The organism is Streptomyces sp. NPDC048650, from assembly GCF_043199095.1.
Taxonomy (GTDB): domain Bacteria; phylum Actinomycetota; class Actinomycetes; order Streptomycetales; family Streptomycetaceae; genus Streptomyces.
The window spans coordinates 114652-131924 of record NZ_JBICVM010000016.1; the positions used below are offsets into that span (position 1 = coordinate 114652).

Annotated in this window: 18 protein-coding genes; 6 read left to right on the top strand and 12 right to left on the bottom strand. The window is 69.2% G+C overall.

Annotated features, from left to right (window positions below; genetic code table 11):
- Positions 1-349: 349 nt before the first annotated feature.
- Positions 350-847, bottom strand: coding sequence for a hypothetical protein (locus ACGFML_RS32660; RefSeq protein WP_393549253.1), 498 nt, complete (start codon positions 845-847; stop codon positions 350-352).
- Positions 793-1449 (bottom strand): hypothetical protein, encoded by a 657-nt coding sequence (locus tag ACGFML_RS32665; protein ID WP_393549254.1) that lies wholly within the window; start codon positions 1447-1449, stop codon positions 793-795. The genes ACGFML_RS32660 and ACGFML_RS32665 overlap by 55 nt, the downstream gene beginning before the upstream one ends.
- Before the next feature lie 21 nt (positions 1450-1470).
- On the opposite strand from ACGFML_RS32665, the gene ACGFML_RS32670 reads away from it, so the two are divergent.
- Both ACGFML_RS32670 and ACGFML_RS32675 read left to right on the top strand, forming a co-directional pair.
- Positions 1471-1800, top strand: a complete 330-nt coding sequence (locus tag ACGFML_RS32670; protein WP_393549255.1) for a hypothetical protein — start codon at positions 1471-1473, stop codon at positions 1798-1800.
- Positions 1801-1852: 52 nt separating this feature from the next.
- Positions 1853-2503: a hypothetical protein gene (locus ACGFML_RS32675; protein WP_393549256.1), complete on the top strand. Its 651-nt coding sequence runs from the start codon at positions 1853-1855 to the stop codon at positions 2501-2503.
- A gap of 63 nt (positions 2504-2566) precedes the next feature.
- Here the strand turns inward: ACGFML_RS32675 and ACGFML_RS32680 are convergent, their stop codons facing one another.
- The 6 genes from ACGFML_RS32680 to ACGFML_RS32705 form a co-directional block, all read right to left on the bottom strand.
- Positions 2567-3178, bottom strand: coding sequence for a hypothetical protein (locus tag ACGFML_RS32680; RefSeq protein WP_393549257.1), 612 nt, complete (start codon positions 3176-3178; stop codon positions 2567-2569).
- 2 nt (positions 3179-3180) lie between these two features.
- A complete protein-coding gene (locus ACGFML_RS32685) occupies positions 3181-4287 on the bottom strand; it encodes a WXG100 family type VII secretion target (protein WP_393549258.1) in 1107 nt (368 codons plus the stop codon).
- Position 4288: 1 nt separating this feature from the next.
- Positions 4289-4603: an ESX-1 secretion-associated protein gene (locus ACGFML_RS32690; protein WP_393549259.1), complete on the bottom strand. Its 315-nt coding sequence runs from the start codon at positions 4601-4603 to the stop codon at positions 4289-4291.
- 405 nt (positions 4604-5008) lie between these two features.
- The gene (gene rph, locus ACGFML_RS32695; RefSeq protein WP_393549260.1) at positions 5009-7639 is read right to left on the bottom strand and encodes a rifamycin-inactivating phosphotransferase; all 2631 of its coding nucleotides are present in this window, start codon (positions 7637-7639) and stop codon (positions 5009-5011) included.
- Positions 7640-8282: 643 nt separating this feature from the next.
- The gene (locus tag ACGFML_RS32700; RefSeq protein WP_393549261.1) at positions 8283-8648 is read right to left on the bottom strand and encodes a hypothetical protein; all 366 of its coding nucleotides are present in this window, start codon (positions 8646-8648) and stop codon (positions 8283-8285) included.
- A gap of 302 nt (positions 8649-8950) precedes the next feature.
- On the bottom strand, positions 8951-9316 hold the full coding sequence (locus tag ACGFML_RS32705; protein WP_393549262.1) for a DUF4440 domain-containing protein: 366 nt from the start codon (positions 9314-9316) through the stop codon (positions 8951-8953).
- A gap of 351 nt (positions 9317-9667) precedes the next feature.
- Here ACGFML_RS32705 and ACGFML_RS32710 point away from each other — a divergent pair, with 351 nt between their 5' ends.
- Positions 9668-10108 carry a hypothetical protein gene (locus tag ACGFML_RS32710; protein ID WP_393549263.1) on the top strand — a complete coding sequence of 147 codons (441 nt, stop codon included), beginning with the start codon at positions 9668-9670 and terminating at the stop codon, positions 10106-10108.
- A 177-nt stretch (positions 10109-10285) separates the two neighbouring features.
- Here the strand turns inward: ACGFML_RS32710 and ACGFML_RS32715 are convergent, their stop codons facing one another.
- The 3 genes from ACGFML_RS32715 to ACGFML_RS32725 form a co-directional block, all read right to left on the bottom strand.
- Positions 10286-10585 carry a hypothetical protein gene (locus ACGFML_RS32715; RefSeq protein WP_393549264.1) on the bottom strand — a complete coding sequence of 100 codons (300 nt, stop codon included), beginning with the start codon at positions 10583-10585 and terminating at the stop codon, positions 10286-10288.
- 115 nt (positions 10586-10700) lie between these two features.
- Positions 10701-11546, bottom strand: a complete 846-nt coding sequence (locus ACGFML_RS32720) for a calcium-binding protein (protein ID WP_393549265.1) — start codon at positions 11544-11546, stop codon at positions 10701-10703.
- 422 nt (positions 11547-11968) lie between these two features.
- Positions 11969-12613 (bottom strand): cysteine hydrolase, encoded by a 645-nt coding sequence (locus ACGFML_RS32725; RefSeq protein ID WP_393549266.1) that lies wholly within the window; start codon positions 12611-12613, stop codon positions 11969-11971.
- Between the two features lie 133 nt (positions 12614-12746).
- Here ACGFML_RS32725 and ACGFML_RS32730 point away from each other — a divergent pair, with 133 nt between their 5' ends.
- From ACGFML_RS32730 to ACGFML_RS32740, 3 genes are all read left to right on the top strand, one after another.
- The gene (locus ACGFML_RS32730) at positions 12747-13211 is read left to right on the top strand and encodes a pyridoxamine 5'-phosphate oxidase family protein (protein WP_393549267.1); all 465 of its coding nucleotides are present in this window, start codon (positions 12747-12749) and stop codon (positions 13209-13211) included.
- A gap of 231 nt (positions 13212-13442) precedes the next feature.
- Positions 13443-14903 (top strand): acyl-CoA synthetase, encoded by a 1461-nt coding sequence (locus ACGFML_RS32735; RefSeq protein WP_393549268.1) that lies wholly within the window; start codon positions 13443-13445, stop codon positions 14901-14903.
- Positions 14896-16263, top strand: coding sequence for a carboxyl transferase domain-containing protein (locus tag ACGFML_RS32740; protein ID WP_393549269.1), 1368 nt, complete (start codon positions 14896-14898; stop codon positions 16261-16263). Before ACGFML_RS32735 ends, ACGFML_RS32740 begins: the two co-directional genes overlap by 8 nt.
- 56 nt (positions 16264-16319) lie before the next feature.
- Here the strand turns inward: ACGFML_RS32740 and ACGFML_RS32745 are convergent, their stop codons facing one another.
- Complete coding sequence (locus tag ACGFML_RS32745; protein WP_393549270.1) at positions 16320-17228, bottom strand: LysR family transcriptional regulator; 909 nt, start codon at positions 17226-17228, stop codon at positions 16320-16322.
- Positions 17229-17273: the final 45 nt, after the last annotated feature.

Sequence of the window (17273 nt, forward strand, 5' to 3'; positions counted from 1 at the left end):
TGAAGCAAGCTGCCTGGCACCTGCCCCTGGGGAAGCACGGCCGTGACACCCCTTCCCCCGTGGCGGAGCGACTTGCTCATCTCGGCAGGCGGCGCCGACGAGGAGGAGAAGAAGAAGAAGGAGGAAGAAGGCTTGGGGGCGCGCTCCAGCGACGTTGTGCGACTGATCGCGTGCGCCGGCGAGCGACGTGACCTCGAAAAACGCTGGTCTGATTGGCGCCGGGCCCGTGATCCTGAAGGACGTCCACCGCCTTGTCCGAACGCGGGCCAGTGCCGAAGACATCGAAAATGGTCAAACGCAGATGTAGGGCCGAGCCGGTTCTGTCCTGCTATGGAGGCCAGTCTTGCTGTCACGACCTCTGGTGGAGTCGCTCCGCGGCCTGGGCGGGGGTGTCGTAGTAACCGGGCTGCGCCATGAGGACTGAGCTGAAGTAGTAACCCTGCTCCTCCCCTGGCTCGTCGTCGGCTGCAAACGGGCGCCAGAAGCTCAGCAGCAGGTCTGGGACGATGAACGAGCCAGAGTCGTCGGGGTCTTCCTCGATGGAGCACCACTCGCCCACGCGCCGGACAACCTCGCGGGCCGGAAGCGCGAACACGTCCACACCCTGGAACAGCGCTCGGTCCGTCTGAGTCAACGGCCTCCCCAGCTCGACCGCTTCGAGCATGTCACGCATGCAGTGGATGCTGATCATCAGCCCGCTGGGACGAAAGACATGCTGCCCGGGTCGGTCGGACTCCGAAATCGCAGAGAGATCACGAAGCGAGTCGAGTGCCGTGTTGGCCGCGTGCCGAGTCATGCCGATCCGCATCGGGCCGACACCGATCGGTGGGGCGAGGTCGAAGTCCATGCGGGCATGATGCGCGGGATGTGGTACTTCGGGGCGACCTTGCCGCCGCGAGTGCGGCAGGCGCTTCCGGCGGGCACTTCACAGGTGGGGCGGTCGAACTGTGCGACGGTGGCGACCGGTTCGGCGGGCTCTGGCATGTCGCAGAACCCGAGGTTCTCGGTGTCGGCAATAGTGGCCCATCGGCGTGTGAGGCGGCGGCATGCGTGGACGAGTTCGGGTGGGTGGAGGTCGGTGAGTTCGGTGTCGAAGGTGGCGAGGATGCCGGCGACGCCGGCCCAGGACCAGGCGCCGAGAGTGAGCCGGCAGCACTCGGTGTCGACGTGTTCCACGACGGAGCCGCCTGGTACCCAGCGGGCCACGATGTGAGCGGGCAGGTTGAGCCGGGCGGCCCGGACGACCAGGTGGTGTGGCTCGATGCGGTGGGCGGGCAGGTAGTCGGGGTCACTGGGTTCGGGGCGTGTGCCGTCGGGACGCAGTGTCTCGGTGACGAGGAGGTGGCGGTGGCGTACCGCGGTTCCGACGGCGGTGAGGGCGGCCGGGGCGATGGGGGGCGCGGGGAACTCCCAATAGTTCTGCAGCCGAGTCAGGCTCAGGGATTCCATGGATGCCCCAGCGCAGGGGGCATGACCTGGTGCAGAGCCGCCAGTGCCCGCGCCGCGTCGTCCCCGAGGCCGAACATCGGGCTTGGCGCGGTCTGCAGGGTCACCGCCGAGCACCAGGGCGAGCGCCTGCGGGACTGGCTCGACGCCGCCCGACAGGACAACGTGCCCAGCCTGTACACCCTCGCCACAGGCACCGACCGAGACCGCGACGCCGTCATCGCCGGCCTCACCCTGCCCTGGAAGTCCGGAGTCGTCGGAGGCCACGTCAACTGGATCAAGATGTTCAAGCGCGAGATGTTCGGCCGCGCTGACCTCGACCGCCTCCGCAAACCCGTCCTCGTGGCGAGATGAGCCTGGGAGAAGTGGCCAGACAGGCCGGACCGCCCGGGGCGAGAATGATGCGGTGTTGATCGTGAATGCCGTACTCGAAACCCCGGACACCGCTGACTTTCCCTTTTGGCCTGTCGCTGAGCTTCCCCCATACCGGTTCATGGCTCTGTCGGGCCGTATGTCCCCACTCCAAGTCGGCACCGCGCTGGCGATGCTGGCGGACTACAACTCACGGACAAGTGACGACGATCGCCCCATGATGGACGCCGGCGACATGATTCGCCGCCTGCTGGAGACAGAGACAGTCATCGCACCAGGAGGTCTGCGCGTCCACGACACCAGAACCAACGTCGCCATCAACCCGGGGTGCTGCTGCGGACTGGAGGACTGGCGCGAGTGGCTCGACATCGCAGACGGAGAGTCCCCGTGGCTCGGTCATGACCCCTCACCAAGGCTTGAGCAGGCCGACGATGTCGTGCGGCTGTGGCCCGACGGCGGAGACACCCAAGGAGCTTCTGCCGGGCCGCCCATCGAGATCGTGGTAGGTGACCTGCCGCGGATCCTGCATACCGTGCAAGAAGGGCTGAACGGCTTTCTCTCTCTCATCACGCAGTGGGCCACTGCCCACATTCCGACTCTCGCCGTGGACCTGACAGCGAGACTCGACGAAGGATTGGCCATCAGTGCACCACTACCGGGTGCCGACGACCAACACGTACTGTGACCGACCACGGAAGTTGAGCCAGAAGGACACACCCTCACGCAGGTCAGGGCCGGTCCAGCTCCGTCACCCTGCCGGCCAGCGCCACGCCTGTTCGGGAAAGTCGTCGATGATGACCGCCACGGTTTCGTTGAGAGACAGAAGGTTCTCGTAGGTCTTGCGACCATGAGTCCATCCGATCATGCGGTCTCCCTCGATACGCCATCCCAATTTGGTGTCATGCATGCGGCGTTCCATGGCGTATGTGCTGATGAGAGCCGCAAAGTCGGGGTCGGACGCGCAGTAACAGACCAGGTGGGTGCCGAGGTCGGGCAATTCCTCTGCGTGTCCCGTGAGGCGATTGAGCGCGGGACGCTTTTCCACCCGATGGGATGCTGCCAATCGACGGCTCGTCACGGCAGTGGCCGGGAGCGCGCGTGGAAGGCGCAGCACAGTCACGGAATAGGTCCATGCGACATTTGCCTTGGCGCCGCGCTGCCACGCGAGGAGGTGGAACAGGCTCACCTCCCGACCGCGGAAATTGCCCTGAAGCAGGTTGCGAATAGCCAGGCCATCGCGACCGAGGCTGAACGGGTAACCGCCGCTGTCGAAGGTGTCGAGGTAGTCCCGGGCGTGCTTGCGGTACGTCCAGGCCGGGTCGTCCCGGAAACGTTTGATGCTTTTGCGAATCTCGAACACGATCAGTCAGAGCTGCTCAGTTCAGTGTTGGCGGCGTTGCCGGCGCCGTAGATGATGCCGTCGACGGGAATCTGCTGCCATCCGGGGAACCCCTCACGTTCGGTCGCACGGTGCGCCCCGCCGCCGTCGTTGGCCTCTCCCCCTGCATGGTTCGCGGCACCGCCAGCGGCGCCGGCGCCGCCACTGAACACCACGTCCCGGAGGATGTCCTTGTCCTCCCCCTCGAAGAACATCTCCGCGCCGTCCGCCGCAGCCTGGCCTCCCGCGCTGGCCACGCCCTCCGTGGCCATCCTGCCCAGCAGGTTTTTGCCCTCCAGTCCCGCCGCGATGGCCCTGCCGGGCGCCCATGCCTCTTCGGCAGCGTGCTGTCCAGTATTGGTCGCCCACTCGCCGACCTTCTCCCCAAGCCTGCCCGCGCCTTCCGCGATCCCCGCGCCCGCCAGCCCGGCCACGGCGGCATCCTGGAAGTCCTGGCCCCAGGTGATCTTCTGCCCCGTGACCGCCTGTCCGCCGACGTTGCCGATGAAGTTGGCGCCGGTGTTCTTGCCGAACTCGATGACGAACTTGAGCAGTTTGCTGTCAGCCATCGCCTCCTTCACCGTCTCCAACGTCTTGGCAATCCTGATCAGGAGCTGTCCGAGCCGGGTGACCTCCGCCGTCGCCTCGGCGATCTCTGCCTCGGCAGCGCCCGCTGCGATGGCGTCGGAGAAGCCCGCCGTCAGTACCGACAGACCAATGCCGATCGCCACCGTCGCCAGGACCTCCTCGACCACGCGATGGACCTCGTCGTTGGCCTTCTGGATGGCGTCAGCGGTGGTGTCCAGCTGACGGGCCACGGTTTCGAACTGAGGCAGGGCCTTCTCCGCCTGGTTCCTGGTGTGTTTCCAGTGGCCGTGGAAGGCATCGGCTGCGGCCCCGGTCCAGCTGTCGCCAAGCCGGGTGACCTCGTGATCCTGGGTCTCGACCGTACTCTTCAGGTCGTGGGCCATGTGCCGCCAAGCCTCGGCACAGGCCCGCAGGACGGAGGGGTCTCCGCCAGGGTTGAACAGGTTGAAGCTCTTCTCGATCTTCGACTGCTGCTCCTGCTGCTCCTGCTGCTGACCGGACATGTCACTTTCCCCCGAACTGCTGGGCCTGCACGAAGTCGGCTCCGTGATAGGAGGCAACGGTGTGCTGCAGACCTGCGGCGTAGTGCCGCAGCCCAGCACTCAGCCGCCGCAGGGAAGTCACCGTGTTACGGGTCATCTCCACGTACTGCGATAGGACCTCGGTGGACTCGGACATCACGCCGAAAGCGTCGTTCACGTTCTCCGCCCGTGCGGCAAAGGCGTCGATACGGCCGTCTAAGTGACCCGAAGACGACGTGAAGTCCTTGGCCAGAGCCGTGACCGGCTCGGGATGTATCGAAAAGTGCTCATGCGCCATCGCAATCCCCCGCGGAGGAATCATGTCTGCTCAATCGGCCAACCAGCGTAGGCAGACAAGCACCGCAGATTGCGTTCACCAGACATCGTTTTCATGGAACCTTGACGCGATCCAGAGACCCCAAAGACGAGTTCATGGTGCAGGCCAGTACAGACAGACCAGAGCGATCACGCCCCTGACTTCAGGTAGAACCTTGGCCGGGGCGACGCATGACCCGACGTATGCCAAGACTTCTGGGCCTCCTGCGACGACCTCGTCACCATCCACTCCGCCTCAAGCGCGCCCATGAACACCCTCCGGACGAATCCGCGGTGTGGTCATGCACGAGCCGGAGCGCGCAGCGCGCGGTACGGGACCTAAGGCCGTGACGACCTCACCGGACGAGCAGCGCCTCGGTGCGGTCGGTCAAGGCAGGATCTCGATGTACCCGTCGGTTCCGTGCACCCGGATCCGCTGCCCGTCCCGGATCTGTCGGGTGGCCTGCTCCACGCCCACGACGGCCGGCAAGCCGTACTCCCGGGCGATCACTGCGCCATGGGTCATCAGGCCGCCCACCTCCGTCACCAGGCCCGCGATGCCGACGAACAGCGGCGACCAGCTGGGGTCCGTGAAGGTCGTGACCAGGATGTCGCCCGCTTCGAGATCGGCCTCCCCTATGTCGAGGATGACGCGGGCCCGTCCCTCGACGGTCCCGGCGGAAACCGGCAGGCCGACCAGGGCGCCGGCCGGCACGTCATCGCGCCGGTAGGCCCCGGTGACGGCCTCACCATCCGATGTGAGCACCCGGGGCGGTGTGAGCGCCTGGTACGACCGGAACGCGTCCTTGCGCTGCTGGATGAGCCGGGCATCCACCCGGTTCGAGTCATCCACCTGGTTTGCGCGCACGACGTCGTGGAGTTCCTGGAACGTGAGGTAGAAGATGTCCTCCTTCTCAGGCACCACGCCTGCCTGCACGAGGCGCTCGGCCTCCTCCAGCAGGGCCTGCTTGTAGACGAAGGAGCGGCTGATGATGCCGTACTTCGGGTACTCCCGGTACCCGATGAAGGTTCTGACCTGGTCGATCATCCGCTTGGCCGCGTCGGCTCTCCGGTCCCCGTCGGGCAGGGCCCGCAAGCGTGACAGTACGTCCTGTTCCTTCTTCTGCGCCTTCTGCAGCCCTTGCTCGAAGCGTCGCTCGGCGGCGCCCGGTTCGAAGTTCCTGACGTTGTCGAGGATCACGGGCACGAGCGTGGTGGGGCGTTCGCGCCAACGCGGCCTCGTGATGTCGATCTCGCCGACGCAGCGCATGCCGTACCGGTCGAGGTAGGCCTCGATTGCGTCGCGCGCTTCGGCCCCGCCCGCACGCTTCGCCAGCTCGTCCAGGAAGGCCTCGTCCTCGACGGACTCGACATCTTGCAGGAACTCCACGACCTCCGACAGCGGGCGGATCACGTCCGCGACGTCGAGCAGCGCCAGTCCCATCTCCGACGTGACGTTGTCGGGGGCGGACAGCGTCAGCGTGTCAGCCGCGTTCTTCTCGCCCAGCCACTCCTGCAGCTTGTCGTTGAGCCACCACGTTGCCTCCATCCCCGCCATGATCGCCTGAAGGTTGAGCGGATCACCGAGGACGCGTTTGTGCTCCTCGAAGGCCTCCAACAGGAAGTCGAACAGCGCCGGTCCGGTCTTCGTCCGGATGCCGCGCTCCAGGGCCGCGACGGACGCCTGGCTGCGCTCGATCAGCTGGGCGACAATGGCCGGGTCGGCTTCGGCCGGGGCGGACGTACCGCCGGGCGGCGGCCCGCCGGGACCCGTGTCCGGGAGCGACGGGACGAAGCCCTCGCGGTCGAGGACGGTCTCCAGAGCGTCCCTGACCAGCGGGTCGCCCTTCCCCATGAGGTCCAGGAGGCCGGCCCGGCTCGCGGGCGTGGCCAGGCGCCGGGTGACGTCGACGAACAGCCTGCCGCCGGCCTCGTGCATCGGCACCATGGCCGTCAGCTGCCACATGGAGAACCCGAGAGGCTTCATCGGGTCGGTCATCATCTGCTGATGACCGACGGAGACGTAGACGTGATTCTCCTGGTCGCCCGTCTCGGGGGTGGGGATGGGGAACAGCGTCGTGATCGGCCGGCTCTGAACGATCTGGAAGCCATCGTCGACCAGGCACCATTCGATGTCCTGCGGGCGGCCGAAGTGCGCCTCGATCCGCCGCCCGAGCTGTACGAGCCGCACGACCTGCGCATCCGTCAGCGCCGGCTGCTCCTGCCGCTGCGAGTCGATCGCCACTTCCTGCGTACCGCCGGCCGGCAGGGCCTGAACGGCACGCTGTTTGGCGGCGATCGTCTTCGCGACGACCTCGCCGTCGCGCACCTTGTAGACGTCGGGGTTCACCAGGCCGGAGACCAGGGCCTCGCCGAGGCCGAAGCCGGCGTCCACGGTGGCGTCCTTCCGGTTGCCCGTGACGGGGTCGGCCGTGAACAGGATGCCGGCCGCATGCGGGAGGACCATCTGCTGCACGACCACGGCCATGTTGACCGTACGGTGGTCGATGCCGTTCCGCTGACGGTAGGTCACAGCCCGCTCGGTGAACAGCGAGGCCCAGCACCGGCTGACGTGTTGGAGAATCGCCGCCGGCCCCACGACGTTCAGGTACGTGTCCTGCTGGCCGGCGAAGGAAGCGGTCGGCAGGTCCTCTGCCGTCGCGCTGGATCGGACGGCGTAGGCGGTGTGCTCGCCGAGCCGGCCGAGGGCGCCGGTGATCGCCGCTGCGAGATCGCCCGGGATGGCAATCCCTTCGATGGTCCGACGAATCTGCGCGCTGAGGGTGCGGATCGTCTCCCGGTCGTCCGGGTTCAAGCGCGACAGCTCATCGAGCCGATCGTCGATCGACGGCGCTTCCGCCATGATCCGCCGGAAGGCGTCCGTCGTCACGCAGAAGCCGTCCGGCACGCGGATGCCTTCGATGCGCGACAGCCCGCCCAGGTGCGCGCCCTTGCCACCGACGACCGCGACCTGCGTCTCGTCAACCTCTTGAAGATCCCACACGTACTGCTCGATCATCGCGATACCTCCGAGGCAGTCGTGTCCCGTTGCACTGCGGTGGCCGATCCCATCACCGGCGCCTCCAGCTCTGTCGAACCTCTTGCCAGACACGTCCTCGTCTCCGACTGCCCTCCCTCTGACGAGTCGGCCGACGACCGCACTGCCGGTTCCCCCACTGGTTCGACGTCACCGCCTCCCCCATACGTCGACAACACACGCACGTCGTGCCCCCATTTCCGCAGGTTGTGGCCTCGGCCGACGATTTTGCGCCACCACCCGGGCCTTGCCGCAAGCCCCCCAGTGCGCTATATGTTAGGAGTGGCGAGGAGAGAGTCCCTGTCGTCATAGCCCCGGAGCGTGTCGGCCGCCAGAAGGTCGCTGTACCGCACGGGTGCCGTCAGCACTTCGCACCGTGAGAGCCAGGCGGGCTGTCCCAGGTAGCAGCCAGCCCACCAGAAACGCTTCGAGGTCGTGGACGTCTGACTGCGTCGTGGACGTCTGTCTGCCAGGCCCCAGTCCTCCTCGCCCCGGCGTGAACGGCCGGTCGGGGTGTTTCTGCCAGCATGCTGAACACAGTCCGAGGCCGGCATGGCGCCGCACCTCCCGCACCCGGCGCACGCGCGCGGCGGCCGGCTTGGACCGCCGGACGCGACCCTCGCCCCTAGCGGCTGCTGACCAGCTTCGCAGCCTCGTCGAGTGGGATCTCGGGGAACTGCTTGCGCAACATGCGTACGGCGTGCGCGCTCCCCTTGTTGTTCCGGGCATCGCGGAGAAACGCACCGTCCAGGACTTGCAGCACCGCCTCGGGGGTCGGATACGCCCGCTTGTATCGCGCGCGGCGCTCGCGTGTCTTCCTGCGGGAGAGGATCCAGGAGAGAAGGATCATGGGGCCCTCGGCTATCAGGGCGATGACGACCAGTGTGCTGGACGTGTCGCCGTCCACGATGCGGTAGTGCGCGAGCAGTGCGGCCACGGTTTGGAGGAGAATCACGATGCCGCAGAGCAGCCAGAAGAGTTTGCGGAGCATGAGGCGCAAATCTAACAAACCTGCGCTCAAGAGGGCGACGCTGCCCACGAGTTGAGAAGGGCCGTGCTGGCGGCCAGGGCAGGCACTGACCCTTGACTCTTGGCCTTGCCCCTTGGCCCTTGGCCTGGCTCTTGGCTCTTGGCTCTCGGCCTTGGCTCCTGGCTCCTGGCTCCTGGCTCCTGGCTCCTGGGACCCTTGGCGTCCTGGTCACCGCTTCCGAGGCTCCCCGAGGCGCAGGTTCACGGAAGGGCTCTGAGCGTTGCGGCCGGCGCTGCCGCCCCGACTGGCGGCAGGGCAGTCATTCAGCTCGCCAAAGTGCCCTGGTGGAAGTACATCCGCCGGCCCGTTTCCGTCAGACGCCACAGAGAACTCCTCCATGCGCGCCGTCCTCCGTTGTTGGCGAAGTACGTCAGATGAACGATGCCGGGAGCCAGTTCAACCCCTGTCATCTCGCCGACCACCACCGGGAACTTCGGGTCCACCGAACCGGCACTCGTCACCGTGAGAATCGACGTCGCGTCCCAGCACCTGCCAGACGCTCCGATCTCGATGAACTCCGGGTCCAGGAGCTCCGAAACCAGGGCCGATGAAGCACGCACCTCGGGATCGAGAAGCCGCATCTCCGCCGCAACGGCCGCCTCGACGGCCCGCTCGCTCTCCTCTGCCATGCCTGGACCCTATGGACACCCGCCGTCGTGTCACAGCGAATAGTCGCCTGCTCGGGCAGCGACCGACGGCGCCGCTCCTTCTTCTCCTCACCATTCCTGAACAAGGTGCTCAGCAACCGCCGTTGAAACCCCTGCCCAAGTGCTGCCGTGGGACGGATGCCGGCGCCGGCGCCGGTGCGGGTGCCGGTGCGGGTGCCGGTGCCACTGAACGGAGCTGAGGAACTCGCCGGAACACCTCACTACCTGCCGCACTTGCCGAGGCCCCACCGCGTCCCCCCCCCCGTCGCGGTCGGGCTTCAGCCATTCATCAAACCTGTGCCACGATTCCCCTCACATGTCCAAGGGGGGACCATGCACCGCACCAACGCCGCAGCCCTCGCTGCCGTATTGCTGACCACCATCACCGGATGCAGCGGCAGCGCCGTCGACAAGCCCGCGCACAAGCCCACGCAGACCGCGGCCACGACGCCGGCACCGACGCCCGCCGCATCCCGCGCCGACCTCGAGAAGGCCGTAAGGCAGTACACGGCCGCCTACTTCACACCGGATGTCACGGCCGCCTACGGCATGATCTCCAGCCGGTGCAAAGAGCAGATCACCAAGCCGGCGCTCAACGCCCTGTTGGAACGCGCGAACCAGATGCACGGCGACCGCACCGTCACGCGGTTCGCCGTCGACAAGCTCTCAGGGGATATGGCCCGCGTCTCCTACGGCGTCGGCCTGCCGCGGTACGACCAGCACGGCCAGCCGTGGACCCGCGAGGGTGGGCACTGGCGCTACGACGCCTGCTGACCCTCGGCGCCACGCGGACACGAGGCTGGTGATCGCCAACCGCCGGGAACGGCCTCCACCACGCGGTCCAGGCCGTCACCCACTGGCACAACCTCGCCCTGGCCGCCTGACGAAGACCGCCAGACCGGGCAGTGACCTGCCCGAGTCCTGCCCGATCGCAGCCTTCTGGAACGCGCTTTAGTCGTCCTCGTCCTCGAAACTCCATCGGAGGTCGATGTGTGCGGCGGGAGCAAGCGCACGCACGGTGTCGTGAGACCCCTGCTCGATCTGGTCGGACCAGCCGCCGAAGCCAGACACGATGATCGGGTAGTCGCTCTCCGCGAAGACCTGACCCGCCGCCATGTCCTCGCTCACCGCCACGTCTCTCTCAAGATCATGGGTGGTGAGGAACGCGGTCAGTGCCCCGGCGATACGCGCCGTCTCCTCCCCCGGCTGCAAACCGGAGACGGTGAGACTGAGGCCAACAGATATAGACATCCGCCCAAGGTACTGCCCAGCACTGACATCCCACCTGGCGGCCGGGGGGACGCCGCCGGACCGGGCGGCCGGTCGGACGGGCTTGTTCCGCGCGAAGGGTCACGGCAAGCCGAACTCAGTCCTGGTGCAGCTCGTTGCGGCCGGGGCCGCCGGAGAGCCTGTCGGTGTCCGGGCCGCCCCACAGGACGTCGTCACCGCTGTTGCCCCACAGCGTGTCGCTACCCGTCTCGCCGTACAGCTTGTCGTTGCCCCTGCCACCGTAGAGGACGTCCGCGCCGCCCCTGCCGTGCAGGGCATCGTTGCCGTCGTCGCCGTGCAGGGTGTTGTCCTCGCCGGTACCGGTCAGGGAATCGTTCCCGGCTCCGCCGGAACAGTCCTGTCCGCAGTGGGTGAGGGTGTCGTTCCCCGCCCCGCCGAAGGAGCCGAAGCCGAACGGGCCGCCGCCACCGTCGAGGCGGTCGTCGCCGTCGTCGCCGTGGAGCATGGCGGACGCGGACCCCTTCAGCACGTCGTTGCCCTTGCCGCCGTAGATCCCGGCCCATGCGTCGCTGTCCGCTTCGAGCGTTGCGGTGTCGTCCCTGTCGCCGAGGTCGATGTCGTAGCTGTCCGAGTCATCCGAGTTCTCCGGGATCTCGACGGCGCAGCGCACGACGGTGCGGTCGCCCCGCGTGGGGTACGTGCACTCGTCCGAGCTCGCCGCACTCGCGTCGATGGCGATGTCGTAACGGTCGTGGAAGGTGAGGACGTAGTACGACGCGAACTCACCGCGGTGCTCGATGTTTTCGTCGACCGTCAGATTGTTCTGCTGGCCGGGGGCGGCCTTGTACCAGAGCTCGCTGTCTTCGTGGACGACGATGGCCGTGGCCCTCGGGGCTGCCTGGGCAACCGGCGCCGCGAGGGCGGTTGTGCCGAGGGCGAGGGCAAGGGTGGCGGTAGCAGCGATGGGGCGGTAAATGTGCATGCGGAAGTGGCCCTTCGGGATGTCAGTGCGCCGTGGTGCTTGTGGTCACCGGGTGAGACCAGGGGGCCGAGAACGGAGTTGTGCCGTCGGTCATGAACAACAGCGGGCCAGCCAGTTGCCGGGGCATGGACAACTCCGCATGGACGACTCCGCAGAGGCGACTCGGCAGAGCCGACAATCCTTACGACGAGACACCCGCCCCCGAGCGTCCACGCGCTCCCCCTCTTCCCCTCTCCCTCGGCGCGTCGGGCGCCCGCCGGCGATGACGGAGGAACAGATACAGCTCGCGCGCGACCTGCTGCCCCTCCCGGACGGCTCCGTCACCTCGGTCGCGAAGCTGTTCGGGCACCCTCGACCTGCGTAGACGCAGCAAAGGGCGGCTCCGTCACGCTCGGCCGCCCCGGGCCGTCGCCCGGCCCCGGTCAGCGGGCCCGGCGCGGCCGTCGCCAGCAGGTCAGGACGTCGTCGGTGGTGGCGATGGTGGCCACCAGGGCGAGGGTGTTGCGGACCATCGCTGGGGTGTATTCGGCGGGCACTCCCGCAATGGCGTCGGCCGGCACGACGGCCGTGTAGCCCAGATTGACCGCGTCGAACACGGCGTTGGGGATCGCCACGTTGGCCGAGACCCCGGTGACAATCACTGTCCGGCATCCGACATTGCGCAGCAGGGCGTCCACCTCGGTGCCGGCGATCGGGGAGAGTCCGTGCAGCCGGCGCACCACCAGGTCGTCGTCCGAGACCGGGATCGGATCGGCGATGCGTACGGCGGTGGAACCGGTCGTCTGCTGGACGGGCAGCCGCTCGGCCGCCCGGAAGAGGCGGGCGTTGCGGCCGGCACCACGTCCGTCGGGTCGGCGTTCGGCGACCGCGTGCAGGACCTGGACCCCGGCCGCGTGGGCGGCCGTCACCAGGCGGGCGATGTTCGCCAGTGCCCCCGAGGTGCGCGCCACGGTGGCGAGTTCGGGCAGCGCGCTGTCCGTGCCGACCACGCCGCGCTGGCATTCGACGGTGAGCAGCACCGTGGTGGCCGGGTCCAGTTGCTCGTCGAGCCGGGTGTCGGGCGGCACCGTCGATCGCCTCCTCTGGCAGAGGCGCGAGGGTAGCCGCCATTGCGTCCATCAGGAAGAGCCTTCATGATTTCTGACGTCCAGTCAGCTCAGGGTGGGTGGTGGCGATGGACGGCAGCGGAGGCGATGGCGGATGACGGACACTCAGCGGCGCGGGCGCCGGATCATGATGACGCGGGGCGAGCTCGACGCGTTCCTGGTGGCGCAGCGGACCTGCCGGGCCGCGACGGTCGGCGGGGACGGCGCGCCGCACGTCGGGGCGCTGTGGTTCGTCTGGGACGGTACGGCGCTGTGGCTCTACTCCATCACTCGCAGCAAGCGGTGGGCGCAGCTGCGGAAGGACCCGCGCCTCGCGGTGGTCGTCGACGACGGGCACGAGTACGGCGAGCTGCGCGGCGTCGAGCTGGCGGGCGAGGCGGTGTTCGTCGGTGAGGCGCCGCGCACCGGCGAACCCTGCCCCGAACTGGACGCCCCGGAGCGGCTGTTCGCGGCGAAGTACTTCGGAATCGACACCATGCCGCACGACGGCCGGCACGCGTGGCTGCGTCTGACGCCGGATTCCGTCACCTCCTGGGACTTCCGCAAGATTCCGGGGTGAGCGGCGGAGCGGGCAGTGGTGCGCGCGGTGGTGCGGGCCCGTCGTGGCGGCCGGGCGCCGCCGGACGGCCGGCCGTGCGGGCGCGCCCGGCGAGGACCGCACCGTCAGAGATCGCTTTGTCAGTGGTCTCTGCGAGAGTGGGGTGGTCAGCCCGCTCTCCGCCGTCACGGGGAGGGAGCGGGGTGGCTCGGCCCCGACGGGCCGGGCGCCGATGAGGACGAAGGAGACCCGGTGAACGTGCTCTTCCCCGCGCTGCACGACGCGTCGCCCGCCCCCGCGCTGCGGTTCGGCGACCGCGCGCTCAGCTACGGCCAACTGGCCGCGGTGGCGGCGCCGCTCGCGGCCCGGATCGGCGGCGAGACACGGGTGGCGGTGTGGGCGACGCCGACACCGGCCACCGCGGTCGGCGTGGTCGCCGCACTGCTCGCCGGGGTGGCCGCGGTGCCGGTGAACCCCCGGATCGGCGAGAGCGAGCTGGCGCACATCCTGGCGGACAGCGCCCCCTCGCTCGTCCTGGCCGCAGCGGGCGACGAACTTCCGGCGGCGCTCGCCGCGCTCCCCCGGATCGACGTCGGGACGACCCCGCCGGAGGACGGAACCGGACCGGCCACGCTGCCGATCGAGCCGGTGGACGAGGCCCCGGCTCTGATCGTCTACACCTCCGGCACCACGGGGCCGCCCAAGGGGGTCGTCCTCCCTCGGCGCGCCATCGCCCACACCCTCGACGCGTTGGAGGACGCCTGGCAGTGGACGGCCGACGACGTCCTCGTGCACGCCCTGCCGCTGTTCCACGTCCACGGCCTGATCCTCGGCATCCTGGGGCCGCTGCGCCGCGGCGGCAGCGTCCATCACCTGGGGCGGTTCAGCACCGACGAGGTCGCCCGGGAGCTGTCCGGGCCCGGCACCATGCTCTTCGGCGTCCCGACGATGTACCACCGGCTGGCGATGGAGGCCGGGGAGAATCCGGCCCTCGCCAAGGCGCTCTCCCGTGCGCGGCTGCTGGTCTCGGGGTCGGCCGCCCTGCCGCTGACCGATCACGAACGGATCGCGGCGGCCTCCGGGCGCCGGGTGATCGAGCGGTACGGCATGACGGAGACGCTCATGAACACCAGCGTGCGGGCGGACGGCCCGGATGCCGCCGGCACGGTCGGGGTGCCGCTGCCGGGGGTCTACGTCCGGCTGGTGGACGACGCGGGAGCGGCCATCGAGGCGAGCGACGGCGAGACGGTGGGCGAGATCCAGGTCCGCGGCCCGAATCTGTTCACGGAGTACCTCAACCGCCCCGACGCCACGGCCGCGGCGTTCGACGGCGGTTGGTTCCGTACGGGCGACATGGCGATCCGCGACGGTTCGGGGAACTACCGCATCGTCGGCCGCAGGGCCACCGATCTGATCAAGAGCGGAGGCTACAAAATCGGCGCGGGCGAGATCGAGAACGCCCTTCTGGCCCACCCCGCCGTCGCCGAGGCGGCGGTGACCGGCGAGCCGGACGAGGACCTCGGTGAGCGGATCGTCGCCTGGATCGTGGCCGAAACGGGCCCGGACGCCGGACCGCCACCCTCCGGCCAGGAGCTCGCCGACCACGTCGCCCGCCAACTGGCTCCGCACAAACGGCCCCGTGTCGTGCACTTCCTCCAGGCGCTGCCGCGCAACGACATGGGCAAGATCCTGAAGCGAGAGCTCCATGCATGACCCGATGCCGAGCATGCGGCTGACGGCCCGCCAGGCCATGGCGGCGGTGTCGGACGCATACACCGAGGCGCCGCCTCCCACGGACCCCGGGGGCGGCAGTCCCGACGGGCCGCTCGGCTGGCACGGTTACGACGACTCCCGGGCCCGGGCCCGCGCCCGGACCGGCGAGGACGAGTCGGTGGTCACCGCCGTCGCCACCCTGGGCGGCACCGAAGTCGTCCTGGTCTCCTTCGAGTTCGGCTATCTGGGCGGATCGCTCGGCGAACGCACCGGCGACCGCCTGGTGGCCGCCTACGCCCTGGCCCGCGAGCGCAGGCTGCCGCTGGTGTCCTTGATCGCCACCGGCGGCAGCCGGATGCAGGAGGGCATGCGCGCGCTGACCCAGCTCCAGCGGGTGGCCGGTGAGTCGGCCCGCAACCGCGCCGCGGGGCTGGCGCAGATCGCCGTGCTGCGCGACCCGACAACCGGCGGCGGCTGGGCGACGCTCGGCGCGGGGGCCGATGTGATCCTCGCCCTGCCCGGTGCCCAGGTCGGCTTCGCGGGCTCCCGGGTCCGCCCCGCGGACGCCGATCCGTACGCCTACTCCGCCGAGGGCCAGCTCGCGGCCGGGCACGTCGACGCCGTCGTCCCGGCCGACGAGATGCGCGCCACCCTGCGACGCTGGGTCAAGCTTCTGGGAGCGAAAAGGACGTCGGGGGCGGCGGCCGCACCGGCGCCGGCGCCGTCCGCGCTCGGCGCGGGCGACCTGCCGGCTACGGGATGGGACGCGGTGGTCCGCGCCCGTGCCCCCCGGCGACCGCGTGCCGAGGCGTATCTGCGCGCGTACTTCGACGACCGGGAGGAGATCGGCGGCGACCGGTGCGGCGGCGTCGACAACGGCATACGCTGCGGGTTCGGTCATCACGACGGTCGGACGATCGCCTTCGTGGCCCAGTGCGGCACGGCCACCCGCCCGGCCGGATTCCGTACCGCGGCCCGCCTGGTCCACCTCGCCGACCGGCTCGGTATCCCCCTGCTCACCCTGGTGGACACACCGGGTGCCGCCAATGACGCGGCGGCCGAGCGGGCGGGAGCCGGCGCTGCCATCGCCGACGCCTTTGCCGCGCTGGCCTCGGCCCGGGTACCGGTCACCTCCCTGCTCATCGGCGAGGGAGGCTCGGGAGGCGCGCTGGCACTCGCCGCCCCCGGCCGCCTCTGGGCGACGCCGGACAGCTACTTCTCCGTGATCGCCCCGGAGCCGGCCGCGGCGATCCTCAAACGCGGCCCGCAGGAGGTGCACCACACGGCCGACGAACTCCGTATCCGCCCACAGGACTTGCTGGAGCTGGGCGTCATCCGCGGGATCGTCCCAGCACGCTGACCCGAGCACGGGAAGGGCCGTAGAGCTCAACACAGGGGAGAAGCCGCCCGTACGGCTCAGCAGCCCGCTACGGCCTTGCCCGCCTCGCGGAGCGCGCCGACGGCGGCCCGGATCGCGGGCCTGCGGTCGGCGTCCGCGCGCCAGATGGCGTAGACATGGCGGCGCATCGTATGCCGTACGGGCACCACGCTCACACCCGCCGGAACCGGCCCCCGGCCGAGCCGCGGCGCGACGGCGATGCCCAGGCCGGCGGCGATCAGGGCGAGTTGGGTGTGGTGTTCCTCGGCCAGGTGCGAGATGTTCGGCTCGACCCCGTTGCTCCGCAGGGTGAACATCAGCCAGTCGTGACAGAACTCCCCCTGCGGCCAGGAGATCCACTCGTCGTCGGCGAATTCCTCCAGGTCAACGGAGCGCCGCTGGGCCAGCGGATGGTCCGACGGCATCGCGACATCCGCCGGATCGTCGAGGAGCGGCGCCTTCGCCAGCCCCTCGGGCAGCGGCAACGGCCGGTTGTACCAGTCCAGTACGACCGCCAGATCGATGTCACCGCGCACCACCCCCCGCACCGATTCGTCCGGTTCCATCTCCGTCAGCCGGGCGCGGAGCTGGGGGTACTCGGCGCGGAGCGCGGTGAGCGCGGCCGGGAAGAGCCCCCGCGCTGCGGTGGGGAAGGCGCTCAGCCGGAGTTCGCCCACGGCCCGACCGCGGTGTGCCTCCAGCTCGGCCTGTGCCAGCTCGACCTGCGAGAGGATGCGCCCCGCGTGGTCGGCCAGCAGCCGTCCCGCATCCGTCAGCCGCACACCGCGACCGTTCTTCGCCAGCAGCTGCTGGCCGGTCTCCCGCTCCAGTTTGGCGATCTGCTGGGAGACCGCCGAGGTCGTCACATGCAGTCCGTCGGCGGCGGCGCTCACCGAACCGTGCCGGGCGATGGCGCTCAGGGTGCGTAGACGATCAAGGTTCAACACATAAGCAATGCTACGCGATACCCCCCACTAATTCTCGCTTGTGCT